Origin of the sequence: Rhodococcus sp. D-6, from assembly GCF_040256695.1 — a bacterium.
GTDB classification, from domain to species: Bacteria; Actinomycetota; Actinomycetes; order Mycobacteriales; family Mycobacteriaceae; genus Rhodococcus; species Rhodococcus pyridinivorans.
The window spans coordinates 1,812,528-1,833,566 of record NZ_CP132970.1 but is presented as its reverse complement, the minus strand read 5'-3'; the positions used below and the strand labels follow the sequence as shown (position 1 = coordinate 1,833,566).

At 69.3% G+C, this 21,039-nt stretch carries 23 protein-coding genes, 1 tRNA gene and 1 riboswitch; of the genes, 18 read left to right on the top strand and 6 right to left on the bottom strand.

The features are described 5' to 3' along the window. Positions 1-3 precede the first annotated feature (3 nt). The 4 genes from RBB84_RS08640 to RBB84_RS08625 all read left to right on the top strand — a co-directional run bounded on the left by RBB84_RS08640 (position 4) and on the right by RBB84_RS08625 (position 3,463). Positions 4-1,170: a pseudouridine synthase gene (locus tag RBB84_RS08640; protein ID WP_197481882.1), complete on the top strand. Its 1,167-nt coding sequence runs from the start codon at positions 4-6 to the stop codon at positions 1,168-1,170. Between the two features lie 32 nt (positions 1,171-1,202). Then, entirely contained in the window at positions 1,203-1,865 is a 663-nt protein-coding gene (cmk, locus tag RBB84_RS08635) for a (d)CMP kinase (RefSeq protein ID WP_033098330.1), read from the top strand. Further along, on the top strand, positions 1,862-3,292 hold the full coding sequence (gene der, locus RBB84_RS08630; RefSeq protein WP_019289613.1) for a ribosome biogenesis GTPase Der: 1,431 nt from the start codon (positions 1,862-1,864) through the stop codon (positions 3,290-3,292). Before cmk ends, der begins: the two co-directional genes overlap by 4 nt. Before the next feature lie 97 nt (positions 3,293-3,389). Further along, positions 3,390-3,463: transfer RNA gene (locus tag RBB84_RS08625), tRNA-Pro, on the top strand. A gap of 522 nt (positions 3,464-3,985) precedes the next feature. Here RBB84_RS08625 and RBB84_RS08620 read toward each other — a convergent pair. Then, positions 3,986-4,381, bottom strand: a complete 396-nt coding sequence (locus RBB84_RS08620; RefSeq protein WP_006552734.1) for a RidA family protein — start codon at positions 4,379-4,381, stop codon at positions 3,986-3,988. A 126-nt stretch (positions 4,382-4,507) separates the two neighbouring features. Between RBB84_RS08620 and RBB84_RS08615 the strand changes: the two genes are divergently transcribed. Next, a complete protein-coding gene (locus RBB84_RS08615; RefSeq protein WP_033098317.1) occupies positions 4,508-5,524 on the top strand; it encodes a WYL domain-containing protein in 1,017 nt (338 codons plus the stop codon). Here the strand turns inward: RBB84_RS08615 and RBB84_RS08610 are convergent. After that, positions 5,451-5,639, bottom strand: coding sequence for a hypothetical protein (locus RBB84_RS08610; protein WP_350247647.1), 189 nt, complete (start codon positions 5,637-5,639; stop codon positions 5,451-5,453). The genes RBB84_RS08615 and RBB84_RS08610 overlap by 74 nt on opposite strands. Here RBB84_RS08610 and RBB84_RS08605 point away from each other — a divergent pair. Together RBB84_RS08605 and RBB84_RS08600 are read left to right on the top strand one after the other, a co-directional pair. Next, positions 5,620-5,823: a hypothetical protein gene (locus tag RBB84_RS08605; RefSeq protein ID WP_198162591.1), complete on the top strand. Its 204-nt coding sequence runs from the start codon at positions 5,620-5,622 to the stop codon at positions 5,821-5,823. The genes RBB84_RS08610 and RBB84_RS08605 overlap by 20 nt on opposite strands. 122 nt (positions 5,824-5,945) lie before the next feature. Beyond that, positions 5,946-6,362, top strand: a complete 417-nt coding sequence (locus tag RBB84_RS08600) for a VOC family protein (protein WP_033098316.1) — start codon at positions 5,946-5,948, stop codon at positions 6,360-6,362. Between the two features lie 21 nt (positions 6,363-6,383). Here RBB84_RS08600 and RBB84_RS08595 read toward each other — a convergent pair whose 3' ends face one another. Continuing rightward, complete coding sequence (locus RBB84_RS08595; RefSeq protein ID WP_024101105.1) at positions 6,384-6,779, bottom strand: MmcQ/YjbR family DNA-binding protein; 396 nt, start codon at positions 6,777-6,779, stop codon at positions 6,384-6,386. A gap of 40 nt (positions 6,780-6,819) precedes the next feature. Beyond that, positions 6,820-7,848, bottom strand: a complete 1,029-nt coding sequence (locus RBB84_RS08590; protein ID WP_033098315.1) for a phosphotransferase family protein — start codon at positions 7,846-7,848, stop codon at positions 6,820-6,822. 197 nt (positions 7,849-8,045) lie between these two features. On the opposite strand from RBB84_RS08590, the gene RBB84_RS08585 reads away from it, so the two are divergent. The 11 genes from RBB84_RS08585 (at position 8,046) to gcvP (ending at position 17,881) form a co-directional block, all read left to right on the top strand. Then, the gene (locus RBB84_RS08585; RefSeq protein WP_033098314.1) at positions 8,046-8,663 is read left to right on the top strand and encodes a CoA pyrophosphatase; all 618 of its coding nucleotides are present in this window, start codon (positions 8,046-8,048) and stop codon (positions 8,661-8,663) included. Between the two features lie 110 nt (positions 8,664-8,773). Beyond that, positions 8,774-9,376: a CDP-alcohol phosphatidyltransferase family protein gene (locus tag RBB84_RS08580; protein WP_006552741.1), complete on the top strand. Its 603-nt coding sequence runs from the start codon at positions 8,774-8,776 to the stop codon at positions 9,374-9,376. A gap of 4 nt (positions 9,377-9,380) precedes the next feature. Then, the gene (locus tag RBB84_RS08575; protein ID WP_033098313.1) at positions 9,381-10,244 is read left to right on the top strand and encodes a DUF881 domain-containing protein; all 864 of its coding nucleotides are present in this window, start codon (positions 9,381-9,383) and stop codon (positions 10,242-10,244) included. After that, positions 10,241-10,600, top strand: coding sequence for a DUF1290 domain-containing protein (locus RBB84_RS08570; RefSeq protein WP_006552743.1), 360 nt, complete (start codon positions 10,241-10,243; stop codon positions 10,598-10,600). The genes RBB84_RS08575 and RBB84_RS08570 overlap by 4 nt, the downstream gene beginning before the upstream one ends. 2 nt (positions 10,601-10,602) lie before the next feature. After that, positions 10,603-11,364, top strand: coding sequence for a DUF881 domain-containing protein (locus tag RBB84_RS08565; protein WP_006552744.1), 762 nt, complete (start codon positions 10,603-10,605; stop codon positions 11,362-11,364). Positions 11,365-11,406: 42 nt separating this feature from the next. Then, entirely contained in the window at positions 11,407-11,811 is a 405-nt protein-coding gene (gene gcvH / locus RBB84_RS08560) for a glycine cleavage system protein GcvH (protein ID WP_033098312.1), read from the top strand. Positions 11,812-11,966: 155 nt separating this feature from the next. After that, positions 11,967-12,428, top strand: coding sequence for a glycogen accumulation regulator GarA (gene garA, locus RBB84_RS08555; RefSeq protein WP_006552746.1), 462 nt, complete (start codon positions 11,967-11,969; stop codon positions 12,426-12,428). Next, the gene (locus RBB84_RS08550) at positions 12,428-13,165 is read left to right on the top strand and encodes a MerR family transcriptional regulator (protein WP_006552747.1); all 738 of its coding nucleotides are present in this window, start codon (positions 12,428-12,430) and stop codon (positions 13,163-13,165) included. The genes garA and RBB84_RS08550 overlap by 1 nt, the downstream gene beginning before the upstream one ends. 148 nt (positions 13,166-13,313) lie before the next feature. Further along, positions 13,314-13,787 carry a bifunctional nuclease family protein gene (locus RBB84_RS08545; protein ID WP_006552748.1) on the top strand — a complete coding sequence of 158 codons (474 nt, stop codon included), beginning with the start codon at positions 13,314-13,316 and terminating at the stop codon, positions 13,785-13,787. 239 nt (positions 13,788-14,026) lie between these two features. Further along, positions 14,027-14,653: a MerR family transcriptional regulator gene (locus RBB84_RS08540; RefSeq protein WP_006552749.1), complete on the top strand. Its 627-nt coding sequence runs from the start codon at positions 14,027-14,029 to the stop codon at positions 14,651-14,653. Between the two features lie 117 nt (positions 14,654-14,770). Continuing rightward, a riboswitch (glycine riboswitch) is annotated at positions 14,771-14,866 on the top strand. Positions 14,867-15,028: 162 nt separating this feature from the next. Next, a complete protein-coding gene (gcvP, locus tag RBB84_RS08535) occupies positions 15,029-17,881 on the top strand; it encodes an aminomethyl-transferring glycine dehydrogenase (RefSeq protein ID WP_033098311.1) in 2,853 nt (950 codons plus the stop codon). Between the two features lie 136 nt (positions 17,882-18,017). Here gcvP and RBB84_RS08530 read toward each other — a convergent pair whose 3' ends face one another. Together RBB84_RS08530 and RBB84_RS08525 are read right to left on the bottom strand one after the other, a co-directional pair. Continuing rightward, complete coding sequence (locus RBB84_RS08530; protein ID WP_024101098.1) at positions 18,018-19,175, bottom strand: metallophosphoesterase; 1,158 nt, start codon at positions 19,173-19,175, stop codon at positions 18,018-18,020. A gap of 1 nt (position 19,176) precedes the next feature. Next, positions 19,177-20,910 (bottom strand): substrate-binding domain-containing protein, encoded by a 1,734-nt coding sequence (locus RBB84_RS08525; RefSeq protein ID WP_183079123.1) that lies wholly within the window; start codon positions 20,908-20,910, stop codon positions 19,177-19,179. Positions 20,911-21,039: the final 129 nt, after the last annotated feature.

Sequence of the window (21,039 nt, the reverse complement as noted above, 5' to 3'; positions counted from 1 at the left end):
CAAGTGAATACACCCGCTCGCCGTGATGGCACACCGGACCGTAGAAGAGACAATCCTCGTAGCGCGAACACGCGCAACACCGGGGGATCCCGCTCGGGACGCGCGGAAGCACCGCGTTCCGGAGGACGCACCGAAGCTCCCCGCTCGGGGCGCGCAGGGGCTCCCCGTTCGGGGGAGCGCACCGACTCACCCCGCTCCGATCGCCGGGCCACTCCCGGCCAGTCGGCCGGGGGCCGCAATCCGGCACAGTCGGCCGGAGGTCGCAAACCGGCACAGTCGGCCGCCGGTCGCAAACCGCACCGCAAGGGCACCTCGACCGGTAAGCCCTCCAAGCCTGCCGCCAAGCGCGTCGCGCAGCGCGTCGTTCCGACCGTGAGCAACGCCCGTCCCGCGCGGCACCAGCATCGCGAGGCCGGCCCCGCCCAGCTGCCCGCCGGTGAAGGCGTGCGGCTGCAGAAGGTGCTCGCCCAGGCCGGCGTCGCCTCGCGCCGCGCCGCCGAGGAACTCATCGCCGCGGGTCGCGTCGAGGTCGACGGCAACATCGTCGTCGAGCAGGGCCTGCGCGTGGACCCGGAGAACGCCGTGATCCGGGTCGACGGCGTCCGCGTCGTCATCAACAAGGATCTCGTGCACCTCGTGCTGAACAAGCCCCGCGGCTGGCAGTCCACGATGTCCGATGATCTCGGCCGTCCGTGCGTCGGCGACATCGTCTCCGAACGCGTCGCCGCCGGGCAGCGCCTGTTCCACGTCGGTCGTCTCGACGCCGACACCGAAGGGCTGCTGCTGCTCACCAACGACGGCGAACTGGCCCATCGGCTGATGCACCCGTCCTTCGAGGTGCCCAAGACCTACCTGGCGACCGTCAAGGGTGTGCTCGCCCGTGGTGTCGGCAAGCAGCTCAAGGCAGGCATCGAACTCGAGGACGGACCCGCCTCCGTCGACGAGTTCTCGCTGCTCGAGGTCCACGAGGGCCAGTCGCTCGTGCGGCTCGTGCTGCACGAGGGGCGCAAGCACATCGTGCGACGTCTACTCGACGCGGTCGGGTTCCCCGTGATCCGGCTCGTGCGCACCAACATCGGTCCCGTGGCGCTCGGCGACCAGCGTCCCGGCACCCTCCGTGTCCTCGGCCGCAACGAGGTCGGGGGCCTGTACCAGGCGGTGAAGCTGTGACCGGCGCACCGGCCGACGCGTTGGTCGTCGCGATGGACGGGCCGTCCGGCACGGGCAAGTCCACCGTCTCCAAGCGTCTCGCGCAGCATCTCGGTGCCGCCTATCTCGACACCGGCGCGATGTACCGCATCGCGACGCTGCACGCCCTGCGCCGCGGCGCCGATCTGACCGATCCGGCCGCGATCGCCGCGGTCACCGCCGGCCTGCCGTGGTCGATCGGCACCGACCCCACCGTCGAGGACATCCGCCTCGACGGGGACGACGTGCGCGAGGTCATCCGCGGTGCCGAGGTCACGGCCGCGGTCTCCGCGGTCTCCGCCGTGCCCGAGGTGCGCACCCTGCTCGTCGAGGCCCAGCAGCGGCTCGGCCGCGCCGAGCACCGCGTCGTGATCGAAGGACGCGACATCGGCACCGTCGTCTTCCCCGACGCGGACGTGAAGATCTTCCTCACCGCTTCGGCGGAGGCCCGCGCGCACCGGCGCAACAACCAGAACATCGCCGAGGGTCGCGGCGACGACTACGAGGCGGTCCTCGCCGCGGTGCAGCGCCGCGACCACCTCGACTCCACCCGCGCGGTGTCCCCGCTGCGTGCGGCGGACGACGCGGTCGTCGTGGACACCAGCGACATGAACATCGACGAGGTGATCGCCGCGCTGCTCGCGGTGGTCACCGAGCAGACTGGAGCGAAGCTGTGAGCGACGACCTGAGTACCGACTACACCGGGTTCGACGGCGACGGCACGTGGTCGGAAGAAGGCGACTGGGACATCGAATTCGCCGAGGGCGGCGACCTCGAGGAGTTCGTCCCGGTCCCGACCGTCGCCGTGGTCGGCCGACCGAACGTCGGCAAATCCACCCTGGTCAACCGCATCATCGGCCGACGGGAAGCCGTCGTCGAGGACGTCCCGGGCGTCACCCGCGACCGCGTCTCGTACGAGGCGTCGTGGAACGGCCGCCGGTTCATGGTGCAGGACACCGGCGGATGGGAACCCGACGCGAAGGGCATGCAGCAGTCCGTGGCCCGCCAGGCGGAGGTCGCGATGCGCACCGCCGACGCGATCCTCGTCGTCGTCGATGCCACCGTGGGCGCCACCAGCGTGGACGAGGCCGTCGCGAAGGTGCTGCGTCGGTCGAAGACTCCGGTGCTGCTCGTGGCGAACAAGGTAGACGACGACCGTGTCGAATCCGAAGCCGCGACACTGTGGTCTCTCGGACTCGGCCAGCCCTATTCGGTATCGGCCACCCACGGTCGCGGCACCGGTGATCTGCTCGACGAGCTGCTCGCCAAGCTGCCGGCCACGCCCCGCGAGGGTACCGGTGGGGAAGGGCCTCGCCGCGTCGCGCTGGTGGGCAAGCCGAACGTCGGCAAGTCGAGCCTGCTCAACAAGCTCGCCGGCGACGAACGGTCGGTGGTGCACGACATCGCCGGCACCACCGTCGACCCGGTGGACTCGATCGTCGAGCTCGGCGGCAAGCCGTGGCGCTTCGTCGACACCGCCGGTCTGCGCAAGCGCGTCAACAGTGCGTCCGGCGCCGAGTTCTACGCCTCCCTGCGCACGCGGGGTGCGATCGACGCGGCCGAGGTGGCGGTGCTGCTCATCGACGCCTCGCAGCCCATCACCGAGCAAGATCAGCGGGTCATCACGATGGTCGTCGAGTCCGGGCGCGCCCTGGTGATCGCGTTCAACAAGTGGGATCTCGTCGACGAGGATCGCCGCTACGAACTCGGCCGCGAGATCGACCGCGACCTGTTGCGGGTGCCGTGGGCATCGCGGGTGAACATCTCCGCCAAGACCGGTCGCGCCGTGCAGAAGCTCGTCCCGGCCATGGAGACGGCCCTCGAGTCGTGGGACAAGCGCATCTCGACCGGACGCCTGAACTCGTGGCTCAAGGAGGTCGTGGCCGCGACTCCGCCGCCGATGCGCGGCGGTCGCCTGCCCCGGGTGTTGTTCGCCACCCAGGCGGCCACGCGGCCGCCGACCTTCGTGCTGTTCACCACGGGCTTCCTCGAGGCCGGCTACCGCCGCTTCCTCGAGCGTCGCCTGCGGGAGGAGTTCAACTTCGACGGCAGTCCCGTGCGGATCTCGGTGCGCGTGCGGGAGAAGCGCGACCGCCGCAAGTGAGCTCCCGACGTCCGGTCGTGAAAACGCGCTGACCAGCCGATTAGTGTTTCGGTCCGTTCCTGTTGTAATCTCTGAGAGCGCTCGGAGAGAGCGCGGACGGGCTGTGGCGCAGCTTGGTAGCGCACTTGACTGGGGGTCAAGTGGTCGCAGGTTCAAATCCTGTCAGCCCGACGTAAACGCCCAGGTGAGAGTAAGTTTCTCGCCTGGGCTTCGTCATGTCCCGGGGGCGTTTTTGCCTGGTCCCCCGGCCGGCCGAGCAGCCGCGTCGGTGCGGTGCGGTGCGCGACGTTGGCTCGGCGGCTTCCTGTGGATAAGGGGACCAGAGCCGCAGCGAAGCGGTCGATCGGCGGTCACAGCCTGCGCCCCTGCCGGGCTCGCGGTGCCTTGGACTTCGCGGCACCGCGAGACGATCTGCTGAGAAGGGCGTTGGCCTGCCGGTAGTCGATTTTCACCTGGGCGAGGGCGGCCTGGAGCCTGAGCGAGTTGGTCCAGGCGTACTCGGGTCCCTGGACACCCCGGCGCCGGCGCACTCCAGCAACAGGCGGACGTTCGCTTCCCGCAGCCCCTCCAAGAAGGCGCCGATATCGCAGCCATAGACCCCGATCGTCATGATCGTGAGCATCGTATGCTCCCCATCTTCCTGCTGCTCGCGCCGGCGAGACCGGCACGAGCAGCAGGAGTGGCAAGGCCGCGTTACGCGACAGCGGTTCCTTCGAGTTCGATCATCTGACCGGGGATCGCCAGCCGCGTCACCCCGAGCATCGTGGTTGTGGGCGCGACGCCCGCGGCGCCGAGCCGCCCGGCGAGCACGCCGTAGTGCGGGAACAGCGCGTCCACGTCGGTGGTGTACACGTTGAGCCTGACGAGGTCTGTTAGGGACATGCCGGCCTCGGCGAGCACGGCTTCGAGGTTGTCCACGGCCAGCGCGAGCTGGGCCGCGATGTCCCCGTCGTGCTCGGGCCGGCCGTCCTTGCTCATCGCGGTCTGCCCCGAGATGTAGAGGGTCCGGGTGTGCCCTGCGACGACCTCGCCCTGGTTGAATCCCATCTCCTGCGACCATGTCACCGGGTTGACCGCTGTTCGTTCCATTGCCACTCCAATCGTTGCGACTGCGAGCGCCCGGCGGCCGGGTGGCCGCCGTCCTCAACGCCCGCAAACTCAGCCTCCCAACAAAACGCGACATCTTGTGTCATGATTTTTGATAGGAATGAAACTATGCGAGCCGATCGGTTGGTCTCACTGGTGCTGCTGCTGCGCCAGCGGGGTCGGATGACCGCGGACGAGCTCGCCGGCGAGCTGGAGGTCTCCGCCCGCACGGTGCTGCGCGACATCGAGGCGCTGTCCACTGCCGGCGTCCCGGTCTACGCCGATCGCGGGCGACACGGCGGGTTTTCCCTGCTTCCCGGCTTCCGCACGGAGCTGACCGGACTGAACCATGACGAAGCCCTCGCGCTGCTGACCGCCGGGTCGGGCCGCGGCGAGAAGGTCTTCGGCCTCGGCACCGCGCTCGCTTCCGCGATGCGCAAGGTGGTCGATGCGCTGCCCGAAGGCCACCGCACCAGCCTGGACGATGCGGCCCGGCGGTTCCTGGTCGAGCCCGACACCGACCTGCTCTCACGACGGCTGGTCACCGAGGACGTGGCGAGTGGCGTGATGGGCGTAGTCCGCCATGCCGTGCTCACCGAGCACAAGCTTCGCTTCCAGTACACCGCACCGGACAAGGCACCCCGCTGGCACGCCGTCGATCCGATCGGTCTGGTCACCGTTCGCGGCCGCACCTACCTGCTGGCCACCAAGTCGGGAGAGGATCGGACGTACCGGCTCTCGCGCATGGTGACCGCCGAGGAGCTTCCGGAACTGGCCGAGCGTCCCGCGCAGGTTGACCTCGACCGCATCTGGGCCGAGCGCAGCGCCCAGTTCTTGTCGAAGAACCACATCCCTGTGCTGGTCAGGGTCGAACCCACGCGACGTGAGGAGTTGCTGAACACCGCGCGAGCTGTCCGCGCCGAGGAACCGGAGGAAGACGGCTGGGTGCGTCTCGACGTGACCTTCGAGGACCTGCGGCACGCTGTCTGGGCGATCTGGCAGCTCGACACCGCCGCCGAAGTCCTCGCACCCGAGTCGCTGCGTGCGGCCCTCCGCGACCGGGCGGCAACCCTCAATGCCAGATACGAGAGCTTTGCCCGGTCACCTGCGGAGCCTTCGCGCGGCTCAACGCCCGACAGCCACTAGGAGTGACGCCCACGCTACGGCGAAACTGACGGGCAGCGAAGTTCGGATCGCCCCACCCCACCCGCTCAGCGATCGTCGTGATCGGCGCAGCCGTAGTGCGCAGACATGCTGCCATTCGCTCGGTCCGGAGCATCGTCGGGTACGCGATCGGAGATTGCCCGAAGGGCGACGACGCCGAGGCAACGGTGTCCGACGGCGACGTCTCGTCGTGGGCGGTCCCGCGACGTGCGGTCGGGCGCGTGCTGGCCGATCTGGTCGACCGACCCGAGTACGCCCGCGCCACAGTGGCGGTCTCCTGACACGGATCGCGCCGAACGCTCCCGGATCCGGTGCGCACCGTCCACGATGAGAAATGCGTCGGCAGACGGTCATTCTTCGTGCGGCACCATCCGTGCCCTGCGGCACCCGCGAAAGGACCACGATGACCACACGATTCAATCCCTATCTCGCATTCCGCGATTCCGCGCGCGAGGCCATGGAGTTCTACAGGTCGGTGTTCGGCGGCGAACTGACGGTGAGCAGATTCGCGGACATGAACGCCTCGCAGGATCCGAGCGAGGACGACAAGGTGATGCACTCGATGCTCACCACCGACCGCGGCTTCGTGCTCATGGCCTCGGACACCCCGAACGGCATGGACTACACGCCCGGCACGAACTTCTCGCTGTCGCTCAGCGGGGACGACGAGAGCGTGCTCCGGGGTTGGTGGGACGCGCTGAGCGACAGCGGTCGCGTCGACATGCCGCTCGAACGTGCCCCCTGGGGCGATCTGTTCGGCATGTGCACCGACCGCTTCGGCGTGTCGTGGATGGTCAGCATCGGCGACCAGCAGGGCTGAACCCGCGCCGCTCGGCGCCCGTCAGCCGAGGCGGGCGTCGAGCTCGCGCACCAGTTTCGGTGGCGCGGTCTGCCGATAGGACATGTCGAGCAGTTCGGCGACCTCGTCCCAGTCCACCTCCGGACGGGCGAGGTCGTACCCGACCCACCCGGACGGCCCGAAATACATCGGCACATAGGTGTGGGGTTCCTCGAGCAGCGCGCGGCGCTCCTCCTCGTCGGGCTTGACGATGAGGGAGCGGGGAAACGGTGCGCGGGTGCCCTTCTCGCCGCCTCCGTAGACCGCGAAGGCCGTCCTGGTGGAGAAGAACGGACGGCCGTGCGAGATCTTCTCGGAGGCGCCGGGCAGGGCCAGCGCGAGCGAGCGCACACGAGCTAGCAGGGGATCCGCCTCGTCGAACATCACCGGATGCGGCATGAGCGGAGCGTACCGAGCGACTACGACAACGGTCGCGAGATCAACTCTTCCGACTCGTCAGCGCATGGATACCGGCGTGCAACAGCGGCTCGACGCCGCGGCCGAGTTCCTCGAACCCGTCGCCGACCGTCTTGCCCTGACGGAACCGGAAGTAGATGCCCTCGAGGATCACCGCGAGCTTGTAGTAGGCCAGGGCGAGGTGGAACGCCATGTCCGACAGGTCGCGTCCACCGGCGGCCTCGTACCGCGCGAGCAGTTCGTCGTCGCCGAGGAAGCCCGGAGCGCGGGACACCGTCGAGACGGGGAATTCCGTGTTCTCCCGCGCCAGCCGCTGGTAGACCAGCAGCAACGCCACATCGGTGAGGGGATCGCCGATCGTGGCCATCTCCCAGTCCAGCACCGCGACCACCTTGTCGTCGTCGTCGACGAGGACGTTGTCGAGCCGGTAGTCGCCGTGCACGATGCCCACCTCGCCGTCGCCCGGCAGATTGTCGACGAGCAGCCGGTGAAGCTCGTCGGCGCCGTCGAGGTCCCGGCTGTGCGAGTTCTCGAGCTGGGTGGTCCAGCGCCGCACCTGCCGCTCGAGGAAGCCCTGGGGGCGGCCGAAATCCTCGAGTCCCACGGCGGACGGGTCCACCGCGTGCAGGGCGGCCAGGGTGTCGACCATCCGCTCGGAGATCACGCGCGTGCGCTCGGCGCCGAGCGGTTCGAGTTCCTCCGCGGTGCGATAGGGCGTCCCCACGACCAGATCCATGAGATAGAAGGGCGCACCGAGCACCGAATCGTCCTCGCACAGCAGGTACGAGCGGGGGACCGGTACCGCGGTGCCGGCGAGCGCGGAGATGACGCGGTACTCGCGAGCCATGTCGTGTGCCGTCGCGAGGACGTGTCCGAGTGGGGGACGGCGCAGCACCAGCCGCCGGTCACCGTCGGTCACCTCGTAGGTGAGATTCGAGCGCCCACCGCTGATCAGGCGCGCGCGGAGGGGACCGGAGAACAGGTGGGGGGCGGAGGTCTGCAGATAGGCATCGAGCGCATCGAGGTCGAGGCCGGCGGGCACGTCGTTCATCGAGCTCCTTTCCGTCGGCTCCCACTATGACCGCGGGTGGGGATCCGTGTTCGGAGAACTCCCACCCCATGCAGATAATCCGGACTGCACGGAAACCATAAATAACCAGAACTCTCCCCCTCAAGGCCGGTGTCACCGACACCGGCCAGGGCATGCGCCTAGCCGCCGGGGCAGTTGTGACGAACTACTGTCGACCCATGCCCGCTGCTCATCCTCTCGACAGAGACAACGTCCGCGACGCGCTGGACGCGTTCGATTCGCGCCGACTGCCGCTCGACGGCCGCCGGCACGCAGCCGTCGTCGTGGCGGTGCTCGACGACGGGAACGGTAACCCCGTCATGCCCCTCACGCGGCGACCGACCCGTCTGCGGGCGCATCCCGGCCAGTTCGCGTTGCCGGGCGGGCGTCTGGACGAGGGGGAGCAGGCCGAGGAGGCCGCCTTGCGCGAGTTGCACGAGGAACTCGGACTCGACCTCGGCCCCGAGGCCGTGCTCGGCCGGCTCGACGACTACATCACGCGCTCCGGTTACGTCATGTCGCCGTTCGTCGTGTGGTCGGACACCGCCGTGACCGATCTGAAGCCCAGCCCCGACGAGGTCGACGTGCTCTTCGCCGTCACCACCGACGAACTCGACGTCGATCCGCGCTTCGTCACCATCCCCGAATCCGACAAGCCGGTGATCCAGTGGCCCTTCCGCGGTCACCTCGTGCACGCACCGACCGCCGCGGTGGTCTACCAGTTCCGCGAGGTCGTGCTGCGCCGGCGGGCCACGCGCATCGACGGTCTCGAGCAGCCGGTCTTCGCCTGGCGTTGACACCCCGGAATCTCCGGTCGCGCGGCTGTGGAAGGCTGGACTCCGTGCCCGAACGGAACTCCGGCGGGGCACCACGAGAACGACCTCACGAGAACACGGAGCGGCCCACCATGACCGATGCGACCGGAACCGCCGACGCGCGCGGATCGGACCGCATCCTCACCGTGCCGAACGTCCTCAGCTTCGTCCGACTGCTGGGTGTGCCCGTCTTCCTCTATCTCGTCCTCGTCGCCCACGCCGATGTCTGGGCGCTGATCCTGCTGGCCGCGAGCAGCATCACCGACTGGGCCGACGGCAAACTCGCCCGGTTGCTCGACCAGACCTCCCGACTCGGCGCCCTTCTCGATCCCGCCGTCGACCGCCTCTACATCGTGGCCACCCTCGTCGCCCTCGTGGCGCGCGACATCGTGCCCTGGTGGATCGCGGTGATCCTCGTCGGCCGCGAACTCGTCCTGGCCCCGACGCTGGCCGTCTACCGGCGCCGGGAACTGCCCCCGCCGGACGTGCTGTACCTCGGCAAGGGCGCCACCTTCCTGCTCATGTGCGCACTGCCGCTGATGCTCGGGGCCGTCGCAGTGCCCGCCTCGGAGCCGATCACCGGCCCGCTCGGCTGGGCTGCCCTGATCTGGGGGACCGTGCTGTACGTGTGGACCGGCCTGCTGTACCTCGGGCAGGCCGTCGTGACGGCACGGATCGTGCCGGCCGGGCGGTGATCCGATGAGCCGCGCATGGGAACGCATCCGGCGCAATCCGGTGCCCTCGCTCCTGAAGTCGCTCCTCGAGGATCATCTCGACCCCGGCTACGCCGCGTCCGCCGCGGACCGGGCGGCAGGGCGCTCGAGCACCTCTCCGCGCGCGTCGCGCGCGTGGCTCGGCGTCGGAGTTCTCCTCGCCGGCCTCGTGATCGGCGTCGCGTACGCGCAGAACGCCGACGTGCAGGCCGGCACCGACAGCACCCGCGCCGAGATCCTCGACTCCCTTCGGGCAGGGGACGAACGCATCGCCGCGCTCACTGCCCAGCGGGACGAACTCGGTGCCGCGGTCGACGAACGACGCACCGCCCTGTTCTCCGACGGAGGCGACGGCGCGACCATCCTCGACCGACTCCGCGACGCCGAGGCCGCAGCCGCGGCAACACCGGTGCGCGGTCCGGGGATCACGGTCACCCTCACCGAACCCACCGCGCGACCGAACCTGTCGGATGCGGCGCGAATCGAGGACCGACCCACCGCGCTCGTCCTCGACCGCGACCTGCAGTCGGTCGTCAACGCGCTGTGGGCGGCCGGTGCGGAGGCCGTAGAGGTCGGGGGCGTGCGGGTGGGTCCCGGGGTGACCATCCGGCAGGCCGGGGGAGCGATGCTCGTCGACAACCGGCCCGTATTCTCCCCGTACACGGTCTCGGCGGTGGGATCTCCCTCCCGACTGCAGACGACCTTCGTCGTCAGCGACGCCTACCTGCGCATCGCGGGGATACAGCAGCTCTACGGGGTGGGATTCACCCTCGCAGAGGAGGACGATCTCGAGTTTCCGGCCGCCACGGTCCGGAAACTCGGCAGCAGTGGAGAAACGGGGTACAGGTGAAGCGACTCGAACACGGTCACGCGCTCTACGCGGTGCTCGCACTGGCGATCGGGATCGGCGCCGGAATCGTGTTCAGCCCACAGGTACCCGATGTCGTGCAGCCCTACCTGCCCATCGCGGTGGTCGCCGCGCTCGACACGGTCTTCGGCGGTCTGCGCGCCTATCTCGACGACATCTTCGACGCGAAGGTGTTCGTGGTGTCCTTCGTCTTCAACGTCCTCGTCGCCGCCCTGATCGTGTGGCTCGGCGACCAGCTCGGCGTGGGCACCCAGTTGTCGACCGCGGTCATCGTCGTCCTCGGCATCCGCATCTTCGGAAACGCTGCAGCCCTACGTCGTCGCCTGTTCGGGGCCTGACCGTGACCGAACCGCAACAACCCCGCCCCGCACCCGACACCGGCGCAACGCCCGAAACCGGCACTGCGCGCGCCACCCGATCGCAACGCGTCTTCCTCGTCCTCGCGGCGATTCTCGTCGTCCTGCTCGGCGCCGGCATCGCCACCCAGGTGCGTACGACCGATACCGGCGACGACCTCGACTCGGCGCGCCCTGCGGACCTGCTCGTGCTGCTCGACAACCTCAATCGCCGCGAAGCCGCTCTCCGCCAGGAGATCACCGAACTCGAGCGCACCCTCTCGAGTCTCGAACAGGAAGGCTCGGAAGCGGCACTCGAGGAAGCCCGCACGCGCCTGTACACGCTGTCGGCGCAACTCGGCACCGAACCCGCCACCGGGCCCGGAGTGGTTCTCACCGTCGACGATCCGCGCGAGGGTGTCGGATCGGAGGTGCTGCTCGACATGATCCAGGAGCTGCGCGCGGCGGGTGCCGACACGATGCAGATCGCCGGGGCGAACGGTGAGACCGTGCGCATCGGGGTCGATTCGTGGGTCACCGGACCGGGCGGCGACATCGTCGTCGACGACCGCCGACTCGATGCTCCGTACACCGTCACCGCCATCGGCGACGGACCGACTCTCGCCGCCGCGCTGAACATTCCCGGCGGAGTGGTCGACACGGTCGCCCGTGCGGGCGGATCATTGTCCGTAGAACAGTCTCCGCAGGTGGAGGTGTCCGCCTTGCGGGAGATCGAGCCACGCCAATACTCTCAGCCCGGTAACTGAATCCGACGTTCCGGTCGAACGTCGTCTCCGAAAGGACCAGTCTTGACCGATTTCGCGACACCCGAGGATCTGCGGTACACCCCCGAGCACGAGTGGGTGCGCAGGACGGGCGCGACGACCGTGCGCATCGGGATCACCGACTACGCACAGTCCCAACTCGGCGACGTGGTCTTCGTGCAGCTGCCCGAGGCGGGCGCCGAGATCGCCGCCGGCGAGTCCTTCGGAGAGGTCGAGTCCACCAAGAGCGTGTCGGACGTGTTCGCGCCGCTGACCGCGAAGGTGACCGCCGTCAACATGGAACTCGACGCGAATCCCGAACTGGTGAACAGCAGCCCGTACGAGGACGGCTGGCTCGTCGACGTGGAGATGGGCAACGAGAACGACCTCGACGAGGCGCTCGCGGAGACGCTCGACGCGGAAGGTTACCGCGGGATCACGGAAGGCTGACGGACCCGACAGGTAACGTGACCGCGACTGTCTGCGTCAGTACCCCCGAGCGGGGTACGGTCGGATATGACGTGTGCCGTGTCGGACCTGAACGGGGCGAACGAATCAGCGACCGTCCGGGATCACCCGGGTGGTCGAACGGATAAGGAGAAACGGTGAGCGAGAACGGCAACGCGGGTTACGAGGAGACTCCTGCAGAGACCACTTCGGTATTTCGCGCCGACTTCCTGAACGAAGTGGAGGGCGCGGGTTCGGCCACCACCGAAGCGCCCGTCTCGGGTGTCGAGGGCCTGCCCGCCGGATCGGCGCTGCTGGTCGTCAAGCGGGGGCCCAATGCAGGATCGCGCTTCCTGCTCGACCAGCCCACCACCTCGGCGGGTCGGCATCCCGACAGCGACATCTTCCTCGACGACGTGACCGTCAGCCGTCGGCACGCCGAGTTCCGCCAGGACGAGGGCGAATTCCAGGTCGTCGACGTGGGAAGCCTCAACGGCACCTACGTCAACCGCGAGCCGGTCGACTCCGCCGTTCTCGCGAACGGCGACGAGGTGCAGATCGGCAAGTTCCGGCTGGTGTTCCTGACCGGTCCGCGAGGTAACCAGGGCGCAGGTAGCTGATGACCGCGGCCCGCCAGCCGGCGCCGGCCGGAATGTCGATCGGGTCGGTGCTCGACCGCCTGCGTCCGGAATTTCCGGACGTGACGATCTCGAAGATCCGGTTCCTCGAGGCCGAGGGACTGATCAGCCCGGAACGCACACCCTCGGGCTACCGCCGCTTCTCGATCGCCGATTGCGAGCGTCTGCGGTACGTGCTCACCGCGCAGCGCGATCAGTACCTTCCGCTCAAGGTGATCAAGGAGCAGCTCGAGGCGATCGACCGCGGCGCCGCCACGGTGGGATCGGTCGAGACCCGGATCACCCGGCCGCGTCCGCTGGCGGTGGCCCGCGGCGAGGTCTCGCCGGAGGATCTGCGCACCGATCGCGAGATCCGGGTGAGCCGCGAGGATCTGTGCACCCGTGCCGGGATCGACGCGGCCTTCCTCACCGAGCTGGTGGGGGCGGGCCTGCTCAAGCCGGGCCCGGCCGGTTTCTTCGACGAGGACGCGGTGCTGCTCGCCCGCACGGCGAAGGCGATGGCGGAGTTCGGCCTCGAGGTTCGGCACCTGCGGGCGTTCAAGCTCGCCGCCGACCGCGAGGCCGCGCTCGTCGCTCAGATCGCCGGCCCGATCGCGAAGGGCCGCGACGCCGGGGCACGGCAGCGCGCCGAGGAGATGGTGCGCGAACTGGCCGCACTGTCGTTGACATTGCACACCTGCCTGGTGAAAGCGGCGGTGCAAGGAGCCCTCGACCGTTAGGCGACGAGTTCGTCGTCGAGTGCGACCACGGCCCTCCGCCAGGTGGTGACCTACGGCACCTGACGGATGCGCTGGAGGACACTAGAATTCCAGGCAGTACCTGTCGGGTGGTCCCACCACCGACGAGCAGCAGGACGGAGGCATCGCGATGAGCGAGATGCGGATAGTAGGGATTCGTATCGAACAGCCGCAGAACCAGCCTGTCCTCCTGCTGCGGGAGGTCGACGGCGATCGGTATCTGCCGATCTGGATCGGGCAGAACGAAGCGACCGCCATCGCCCTCGAACAGCAGGGGGTCGAACCGGCACGGCCGCTGACCCACGACCTGATCAAGAACCTCCTCGAGGCGTTCGGTCGCAACCTCCGCGAGGTGCGCATCGTCGACCTGCGCGAAGGGACGTTCTACGCGGATCTGGTCTTCGACGGAGGGATGCGTGTTTCCTGCCGGCCCTCCGACGGGGTCGCGGTGGCCTTGCGCATCGGCGCGCCGGTCCACGTCGAGGAACCGGTGCTCACCGAGGCAGGACTGGTCATGCCCGACGAACGGGAGGACGAGGTCGAGAAGTTCAAGGAGTTCCTCGACTCCGTCTCGCCCGACGATTTCAAGGCGACGGACGGCTGAGCGCCGTCCGTCGCACGGCGACGAGCGTTGGCGCGCGCGTCGGCCGTGACGGTAGTAATGTCGAACGTTGCCTTCCGGTCGGCGTGTCGCAGCCCGACGCCCAACACCGGAGCGTACGCTGAGTTGATCCGCCAGGGATGACTCGGTGAGCCTGGGAGGGCTCGATGATCGGATGTGGTCGGGGGATCCACCAATCGATCGTTGCGAGGCAGAACTGGGCGCGCGAGAGGGAGTCAGTAGTGCGAGATCGGACGAAGGGACAGCCACTCGGCGTCGATTCCGGCGATCGCTCGAATCCGGCGCCGCGGACGAACGAGACCGACGAGATCCAACCGGGCCTGTTTCCGGACAACTCGGCGCCCGACGAGCTCGTCGGCTACCGCGTGCCCATCGCCTGCCAGATCGCAGGAATCAGCTACCGCCAGCTCGACTACTGGGCCCGCACGAATCTGGTCGTACCGTCCATCCGCGGGGCTGCCGGTTCCGGTAGCCAACGGCTGTACTCGTTCAAGGACATCCTCGTCCTCAAGATCGTCAAGCGCCTGCTCGACACCGGCGTCTCGCTGCAGAACATCCGCGTCGCCGTCGACCATCTCCGCAGCCGTGGGGTGGGCGACCTCGCGAAGATCACTCTTTTCTCCGACGGCACCACCGTCTACGAATGTACGTCGCCCGAAGAGGTCGTCGACCTGCTGCAGGGCGGGCAGGGCGTCTTCGGGATCGCGGTGAGCGGCGCGATGCGCGAGCTCACCGGCAGCATCGCCGATTTCCCCGCCGAACGCGCCGACGGCGGCGGCGTCGAGGAACGCCCCGAGGACGAACTGGCGTCGCGTCGCCGCGAACGCATCAACCGCCGCATCGGCTGACCACACCACTGATGTCGCATCGGCCGACCACATGACCGCTCCACTCCACCGCCGGCGGCACTTTCCGCACCTGCGGTATTTCGACCCCCGCGACGTGAACTAGACTCGAAGACGCGTCGCCATCACGCGGGAGAGACCCGGACACCGAGCCGGGCGCCGAAGGAGCAGCACCTCCCCGTCAATCTCTCAGGCAACCGGGACCGCGTGAGCTCCGACGTCTCTGGAAAGTGGCGGGAGCACCCGCCCGCCCACGGGGAAAGGCTCTGGCCGGCCGAATCTCTCAGGCGCTCGCTCCGCGAGCTCACGACAGAGGGGGAGGAACCACCTCGCGCGACCGCGCGCATGTGGACCTCGCCGACCAGCCCGGGAGCTGCGATGACAGATGCCGTCACCTCGAACTTCGCCGATCGCCACATCGGCCCCGACACCGCCGGCCTGAACCGGATCCTCGACGTCGTGGGAGTCGATTCCCTCGACGCCCTCGCCACCGCCGCGGTGCCGGCCGCCATCCTCGACGACCGTGCAGACAACGTGCCGACCGGCCTCGACGTCCTCGACGCGCCCCGCTCCGAGCACGACGTACTCGCCGAACTGAAGGCACTCGCGTCGCAGAACACCGTGGCGACGTCGATGATCGGCCACGGCTACTACGACACGCTCACGCCGCCCGTGCTGCTGCGCAACATCATCGAGAACCCCGCCTGGTACACGGCCTACACCCCCTACCAGCCGGAGATCAGCCAGGGACGCCTCGAGGCGCTGCTGAACTTCCAGACCATGGTCGCCGACCTGACCGGCATGGAGATCGCGAACTCGTCGATGCTCGACGAGGCCACCGCCGCTGCCGAGGCCATGACCCTGCTGCGCCGCGCAAACCGCAAGTCCAAGAGCCCGCGCCTGGTCGTCGACGTCGACCTGTTCGCGCAGACCGCCGCGGTGCTGGCGACCCGCGCCGAACCGCTCGGTATCGAGATCGTCACCGTCGACCTCGCTGCCGACGGACTTCCCGAGGGCGAGTTCTTCGGCGTGATCCTCCAGGTGCCCGGCGCTTCGGGCCGCATCATCGACGCCGCTCCGATCATCGCGGCAGCCCACGGCCGCGGCGCGCTCGTCGCCATCGGCGCCGACCTGCTGGCCATGACCTTGATCACCCCGCCCGGGGAGCAGGGTGCCGACGCGTGCTTCGGCACCACCCAGCGGTTCGGTGTGCCGATGGGCTTCGGCGGGCCGCACGCCGGCTACCTCGCCGTCGGTAGCGCCCACACCCGCACCCTGCCCGGACGCCTCGTCGGTGTCTCGGTGGACGCGGACGGCAACCCGGCCTACCGCCTCGCGTTGCAGACCCGTGAGCAGCACATCCGCCGTGAGAAGGCCACCAGCAACATCTGCACCGCCCAGGTGCTCCTCGCCGTGCTCGCGGCCATGTACGCCTCGTACCACGGCGCCGAAGGCCTCACCGGCATCGCCCGCCGCGTCGCCGGGCACGCCCGCCGCCTCGCCGACGGTCTGCGCGCCGGTGGCGTCGAGGTTGTCCACGATGAGTTCTTCGACACCGTCCTCGTGCGCGTCCCGGGGCGTGTCGACGCCGTGCTCGCCGCCGCCCTCGAGGCCGGCATCAACCTGCACCGGGTCGACGACGATCACGTGTCGATCTCGTGCGACGAGGCCACCACCGCGGCGCACGTCGACGCGGTCCTGCGCGCCTTCGGCGTCACCGCCGGGGACGCCGCCGAGGGAACGGCGCTGCCGCAGGCCCTTGCCCGCACCAGCGAGTTCCTGCAGCATGCGGCGTTCACCCGCTACCGCACCGAGACCGCGATGATGCGTTACCTGCGGCGCCTGTCCGACAAGGACCTCGCCCTCGACCGGACGATGATCCCGCTGGGCTCGTGCACGATGAAGCTCAACGCCGCCGCCGAGATGGAAGCCATCACCTGGCCCGAGTTCGCGGGTCTGCACCCCTTCGCTCCGGCGGATCAGACGGCGGGGATCCGCCGCCTCATCGCCGACCTCGAAGGCTGGCTCGCCGCGGTGACGGGGTACGACGCCGTGAGCCTGCAGCCCAACGCCGGCAGCCAGGGCGAGTACGCGGGTCTGCTCGCGATCCGTCACTACCACCTCGATCGCGGCGACACCGATCGGGACATCTGCCTGATCCCGTCGAGCGCGCACGGCACCAATGCCGCATCCGCCGTGATGGCGGGCATGCGTGTCGAGGTCGTCGCGTGCCGCCCGAACGGGGATGTCGATCTCGACGACCTGCGCGCCAAGATCGCCGACCACGGTGCGCGCCTGGCCGCGATCATGATCACCTATCCGTCCACGCACGGTGTGTACGAGCACGACATCGCCGACATCTGCGGTGCCGTGCACGACGCCGGCGGTCAGGTGTACATCGACGGTGCCAACCTCAACGCTCTCGTGGGTCTGGCGCGGCCGGGCAAGTTCGGGGGCGATGTGAGCCACCTGAACCTGCACAAGACGTTCTGCATCCCGCACGGTGGCGGCGGTCCGGGTGTCGGCCCGATCGGCGTCCGTTCGCATCTGGCCCCGTACCTGCCGGGCCATCCGGCGGAGCCGGGACTCGGGGGAGCGGGACCGGTCTCGGCGGCGCCCTACGGATCGGCGTCGATCCTGCCGATCACCTGGGCGTACATCAAGATGATGGGTGCCGAGGGGCTGCGTCGCGCGTCGCTGACGGCGATCGCGTCGGCCAACTACATCGCGCGTCGTCTCGACGAGTACTTCCCGGTGCTGTACACGGGGGAGACCGGCATGGTCGCCCACGAGTGCATCCTCGATCTGCGTCCGCTGACGAAGGCGACGGGGGTGACGGTCGACGACGTCGCGAAGCGTCTGGCCGACTACGGCTTCCACGCGCCGACGATGAGCTTCCCGGTGGCCGGCACCCTCATGGTCGAGCCCACCGAGAGCGAGGACATCGCCGAACTCGACGCGTTCATCGACGCGATGATCTCGATCCGCGGTGAGATCGACCGGGTCGGGGCAGGGGAGTGGCCGGTGGACGACAATCCGCTGCGCGGCGCTCCGCACACCGCGGAATGCCTGGTGGGCGAGTGGAACCACCCGTATTCGCGGGAGATCGCGGTGTTCCCGATGGGGAAGAGCCGAGCCAAGGTTTGGCCGGCGGTGCGGCGTATCGACGGCGCACACGGCGACCGGAACCTGGTGTGCGCGTGCCCGCCCCTGGAGGCGTACAGCGGCTGATGCCGGGGATGGCCGACGGACACGTCCGTCGGCCATCGTCATCGATAGGATAAATCCGAACGATACGGAAATCATAGAAAACCAGAATTGTCTCCCTGCCTACAACGAAACTCACCGAACCACTAAGACAAGGCCGTCAGTTCGCGGCGGTCAGCTCGAGGACGGAGATCTCCGGTGGAGTGCCGACCCGCACGGGCGGTCCCCACGCGCCGGTGCCCTGGGACGTGTAGATCTGCGTGTCGCCGAAGCGGTCGAGTCCGGTGACGGTCGGGTTGGCCAGGGAGACGAACGGCCGCAGCGGCCACATCTGTCCGCCGTGGGTGTGCCCGGACAGTTGCAGGTCGACTCCGAGCTCGCGTGCCTCGTCGACGTGCCGCGGCTGGTGGGCGGCGAGGATCACCGGGGTACCGTCCGCGATGCCGGCGAGGGCGGCGGGCATGTCGGGGTGGTGCGGTTCGGGGGCGGTGTAGTCGTGGACGCCGGCGAGCGCGACGACGTCGCCGTCCCGCTCGAGGACGACATGGTCGTTCCGCAGGGTGCGTACACCGAGCGTCTCCCAGTGGTTCAGCCACGATTCGGCGTCGTCGGAGTAGTACTCGTGGTTGCCGCTGACGCCGTACACCCCGAGCGGGGCCTGCAGTTGCCGGAGCGGTTCGAGATCGGAGCCGACGAGTTCGACGGTGCCGTCGGCGAGGTCGCCGCCGAGCACGATCAGGTCGGGTTGCTCCTCGGCGACGAGGTCGACGACACCTTGCACGAAGTCGGCTCCGCGGGAGGGTCCGACGTGCAGGTCGGTGACGAGCGCGATGCGGGCACCGTCGAAGCCGGCAGGCAGGTCCTGCAGGGCGACGGGCACAGTGACGATCTGCGGCCGGTCGGCCTCGATCGTGCCGTATCCGACGGCGGCGACCGCGGCCACGACGAGCACGGCGGTCGCGATACGCAGCCCCCGTCGCGGGGTCTCGACGGTGCCGTCCTCGGTGATCGGCCGGGGTTGCCCGCGTCGGGCGAGGCGGGCGACGAACAACGCGACTCCGATGAGCAGGAGCCCGAGCATCAGGTACAGCACCACCGCCAACCAACTCCAGCCGAGGAACCCGATGGGGCGGGCCCAGGCAGGATCGAGCACCGTGCCCACCCCGGAGGCGCCGAGCGTGAGCACGAACAGGACGACGAGGACGAGATCGGCGGCGAGTGCGGCAGGTCGCGGCAGGCCGGGTGCCCGGACGAGTCGTCGATGCAGCAGGTAGGTGAGGAGGGCAAGGAAGACCCCCACGACGAGAAGTCGGAGCACGTCAGGACGTCAGCTTTCGGAGGAGGTCGGTGAGATCGGCGGGGTCGGTGGTGTCGACGACGGTGAGGCTGCCGTCGGTGGCTTCGGCGGCCTGTTCGAGGACGAGGTCGGCGCGGTCGCCGAGGACGACGACGTCGATCCGCACGGGGGTCTCGGGGGACGAGAGTTCATCGATCGCGGCGCGCAGGTCGCGGGCGGCTGCTTCGTCGGGGTCGTCGCTGTCGACGACGACGAGTACGGAGTTCGGTCGGCCCGGGTCGTAGTTGTCGACGGCGTCGCGGTAGGCGGCGGTGAGAGTGGCGTAGACGGGTTCGCGGTCGACGAGATCGATGTCGTCGAGGATCGAGGACATCGCCGCGCGCTTGGCTGCGGTGAGCCCGTCGCGGATGACGGCGACGCGGTGTCCCTCGGGGGTGTCGGCGAAGACGTACATGCCCATCACCGAGTTGATGGACGCGCGACGCATGGCCTCGCGTACGGCGCCTGCGGTCGCGGTGAGGCGGGTGCCGTCGCCGGCGGGGGTGCCCATGGAGGTGGAGGTGTCGACGACCATCGTGACCTTGCGCGGGGACACCGGGGCGAGACGCAGTGCGACGAGGACGTCGTCGACGGTGGGGTCGGCGGGGGCGAGGACGGTGTCGACGCGGGGCAGCGGAAGTTCCCCGGCGGGTTCGGGGACGGCGTCGGCGGTGCGGAAACCGTGGGCGGTGAGGATGCCGGCCTGCTCGGGGCGCCGCGCGTAGTCGGTGAACTCCGCGGCGGCGCGGGCGAGCGTCTCGTCGACCCAGGGGGCGTCGACGACGGCCGTGGGGAAGTCGACGACGGGCGCGACGCCGATCGGCAGGTGGCCGGTGAGGCCGCGGACCTGTCCATCTGTGAGGGCGCGGTGCAGTTGCTGTTCGATGACCGGCACGGCGTGGATCGGGGCCGCGGTGTCGGGGTGGGTGCCGAGCGCCGCGAGGGTGTCGGCGGTGGTACCGACCGCGCCGAGGGTGTCGGCGCCGAGGGCGAGGGTGCTCACGGCGGTGATGGCGGCGGGGGTGGCGGCCTGTTCGAGGGTGACCGGTCCGGCGCCGATGCCGGTGGTGGCGGCGGTGACGGCTTCGAGGGCGAGGGTGGTGGCGTGGGTCTGGGTGCCGGTGGGCAGGGCGAGGCCGAGGGTGCCCCAGATGTCGAGTCCGCTCTCGCGCATGGCGGCGGGGTCGTTCTGGAGTCGGGGCAGGTCCTGCCAGCGGACGGTGGCGGTGGTGAGGGCGCGGCCGAGGTCGGTGGGGACGGCGAGCACGACCGGGGAGGTGGCGAGGGATCGGGGGGTGCCGTCGATGGCGTCGGCGGCGCGGGCGCTCATACGGGTGTCGAGGGGTACCCACAGGGCGGGTTCGGGGCCGAGCGTCGGATCCCAGGCGTCGGTGCCGAGGGTGTCGGCGGCGGCGAGGCTGTCGACGGCGGTGATCTCGGCGGTGACGCAGTGGTCGCGGATGACGCGGACGCCGCCGTCGGTCCATTGTTCGGCGAGTTCGGTGAGGGCGGGGGCGATGAGGGGGTCGGCGGCGATGTGCAGGACGGTGTCGCCTTCGACGCAGGTTTCGGCGGCGGCGGTGGCCTGGTTGTCGATGTTGTCGCGGAGGCGGAACCAGCCGAGGACGGCGAGCAGGGAGAGTACTACGCCTAGGGTGACCACGATGACGCTGGTGCTGATTCCTCGTCGTCCGCTACCGCGATGTCGCCCGCTCACGTCGTGTCCGCCTCGTTTCGTTCGTCGATCCGATGGTCGAGTCTAGTGAGGGGCGGGATGTGATCCGGCTCCGCCGCGCGGTGCGGGGACGGGCAGGGCCCCGATCCGTGTGGATCGGGGCCCTGTGGT

What these genes read in the sequence shown, in the direction of transcription:
- RBB84_RS08550 (WP_006552747.1), top strand. Translation starts at nt 12,428, where the DNA reads ATGACCGCGGCCCGCCAGCCGGCGCCGGCCGGAATGTCGATCGGGTCG.
- RBB84_RS08585 (WP_033098314.1), top strand. Translation starts at nt 8,046, where the DNA reads ATGCCCGCTGCTCATCCTCTCGACAGAGACAACGTCCGCGACGCGCTG.
- cmk (WP_033098330.1), top strand. Translation starts at nt 1,203, where the DNA reads ATGGACGGGCCGTCCGGCACGGGCAAGTCCACCGTCTCCAAGCGTCTC.
- RBB84_RS08600 (WP_033098316.1), top strand. Translation starts at nt 5,946, where the DNA reads ATGACCACACGATTCAATCCCTATCTCGCATTCCGCGATTCCGCGCGC.
- RBB84_RS08545 (WP_006552748.1), top strand. Translation starts at nt 13,314, where the DNA reads ATGAGCGAGATGCGGATAGTAGGGATTCGTATCGAACAGCCGCAGAAC.
- RBB84_RS08620 (WP_006552734.1), bottom strand. Translation starts at nt 4,381, where the DNA reads ATGGAACGAACAGCGGTCAACCCGGTGACATGGTCGCAGGAGATGGGA.
- RBB84_RS08590 (WP_033098315.1), bottom strand. Translation starts at nt 7,848, where the DNA reads ATGAACGACGTGCCCGCCGGCCTCGACCTCGATGCGCTCGATGCCTAT.
- RBB84_RS08595 (WP_024101105.1), bottom strand. Translation starts at nt 6,779, where the DNA reads ATGCCGCATCCGGTGATGTTCGACGAGGCGGATCCCCTGCTAGCTCGT.
- RBB84_RS08580 (WP_006552741.1), top strand. Translation starts at nt 8,774, where the DNA reads ATGACCGATGCGACCGGAACCGCCGACGCGCGCGGATCGGACCGCATC.
- RBB84_RS08575 (WP_033098313.1), top strand. Translation starts at nt 9,381, where the DNA reads ATGAGCCGCGCATGGGAACGCATCCGGCGCAATCCGGTGCCCTCGCTC.
- RBB84_RS08615 (WP_033098317.1), top strand. Translation starts at nt 4,508, where the DNA reads ATGCGAGCCGATCGGTTGGTCTCACTGGTGCTGCTGCTGCGCCAGCGG.
- gcvP (WP_033098311.1), top strand. Translation starts at nt 15,029, where the DNA reads ATGACAGATGCCGTCACCTCGAACTTCGCCGATCGCCACATCGGCCCC.
- RBB84_RS08610 (WP_350247647.1), bottom strand. Translation starts at nt 5,639, where the DNA reads ATGGCAGCATGTCTGCGCACTACGGCTGCGCCGATCACGACGATCGCT.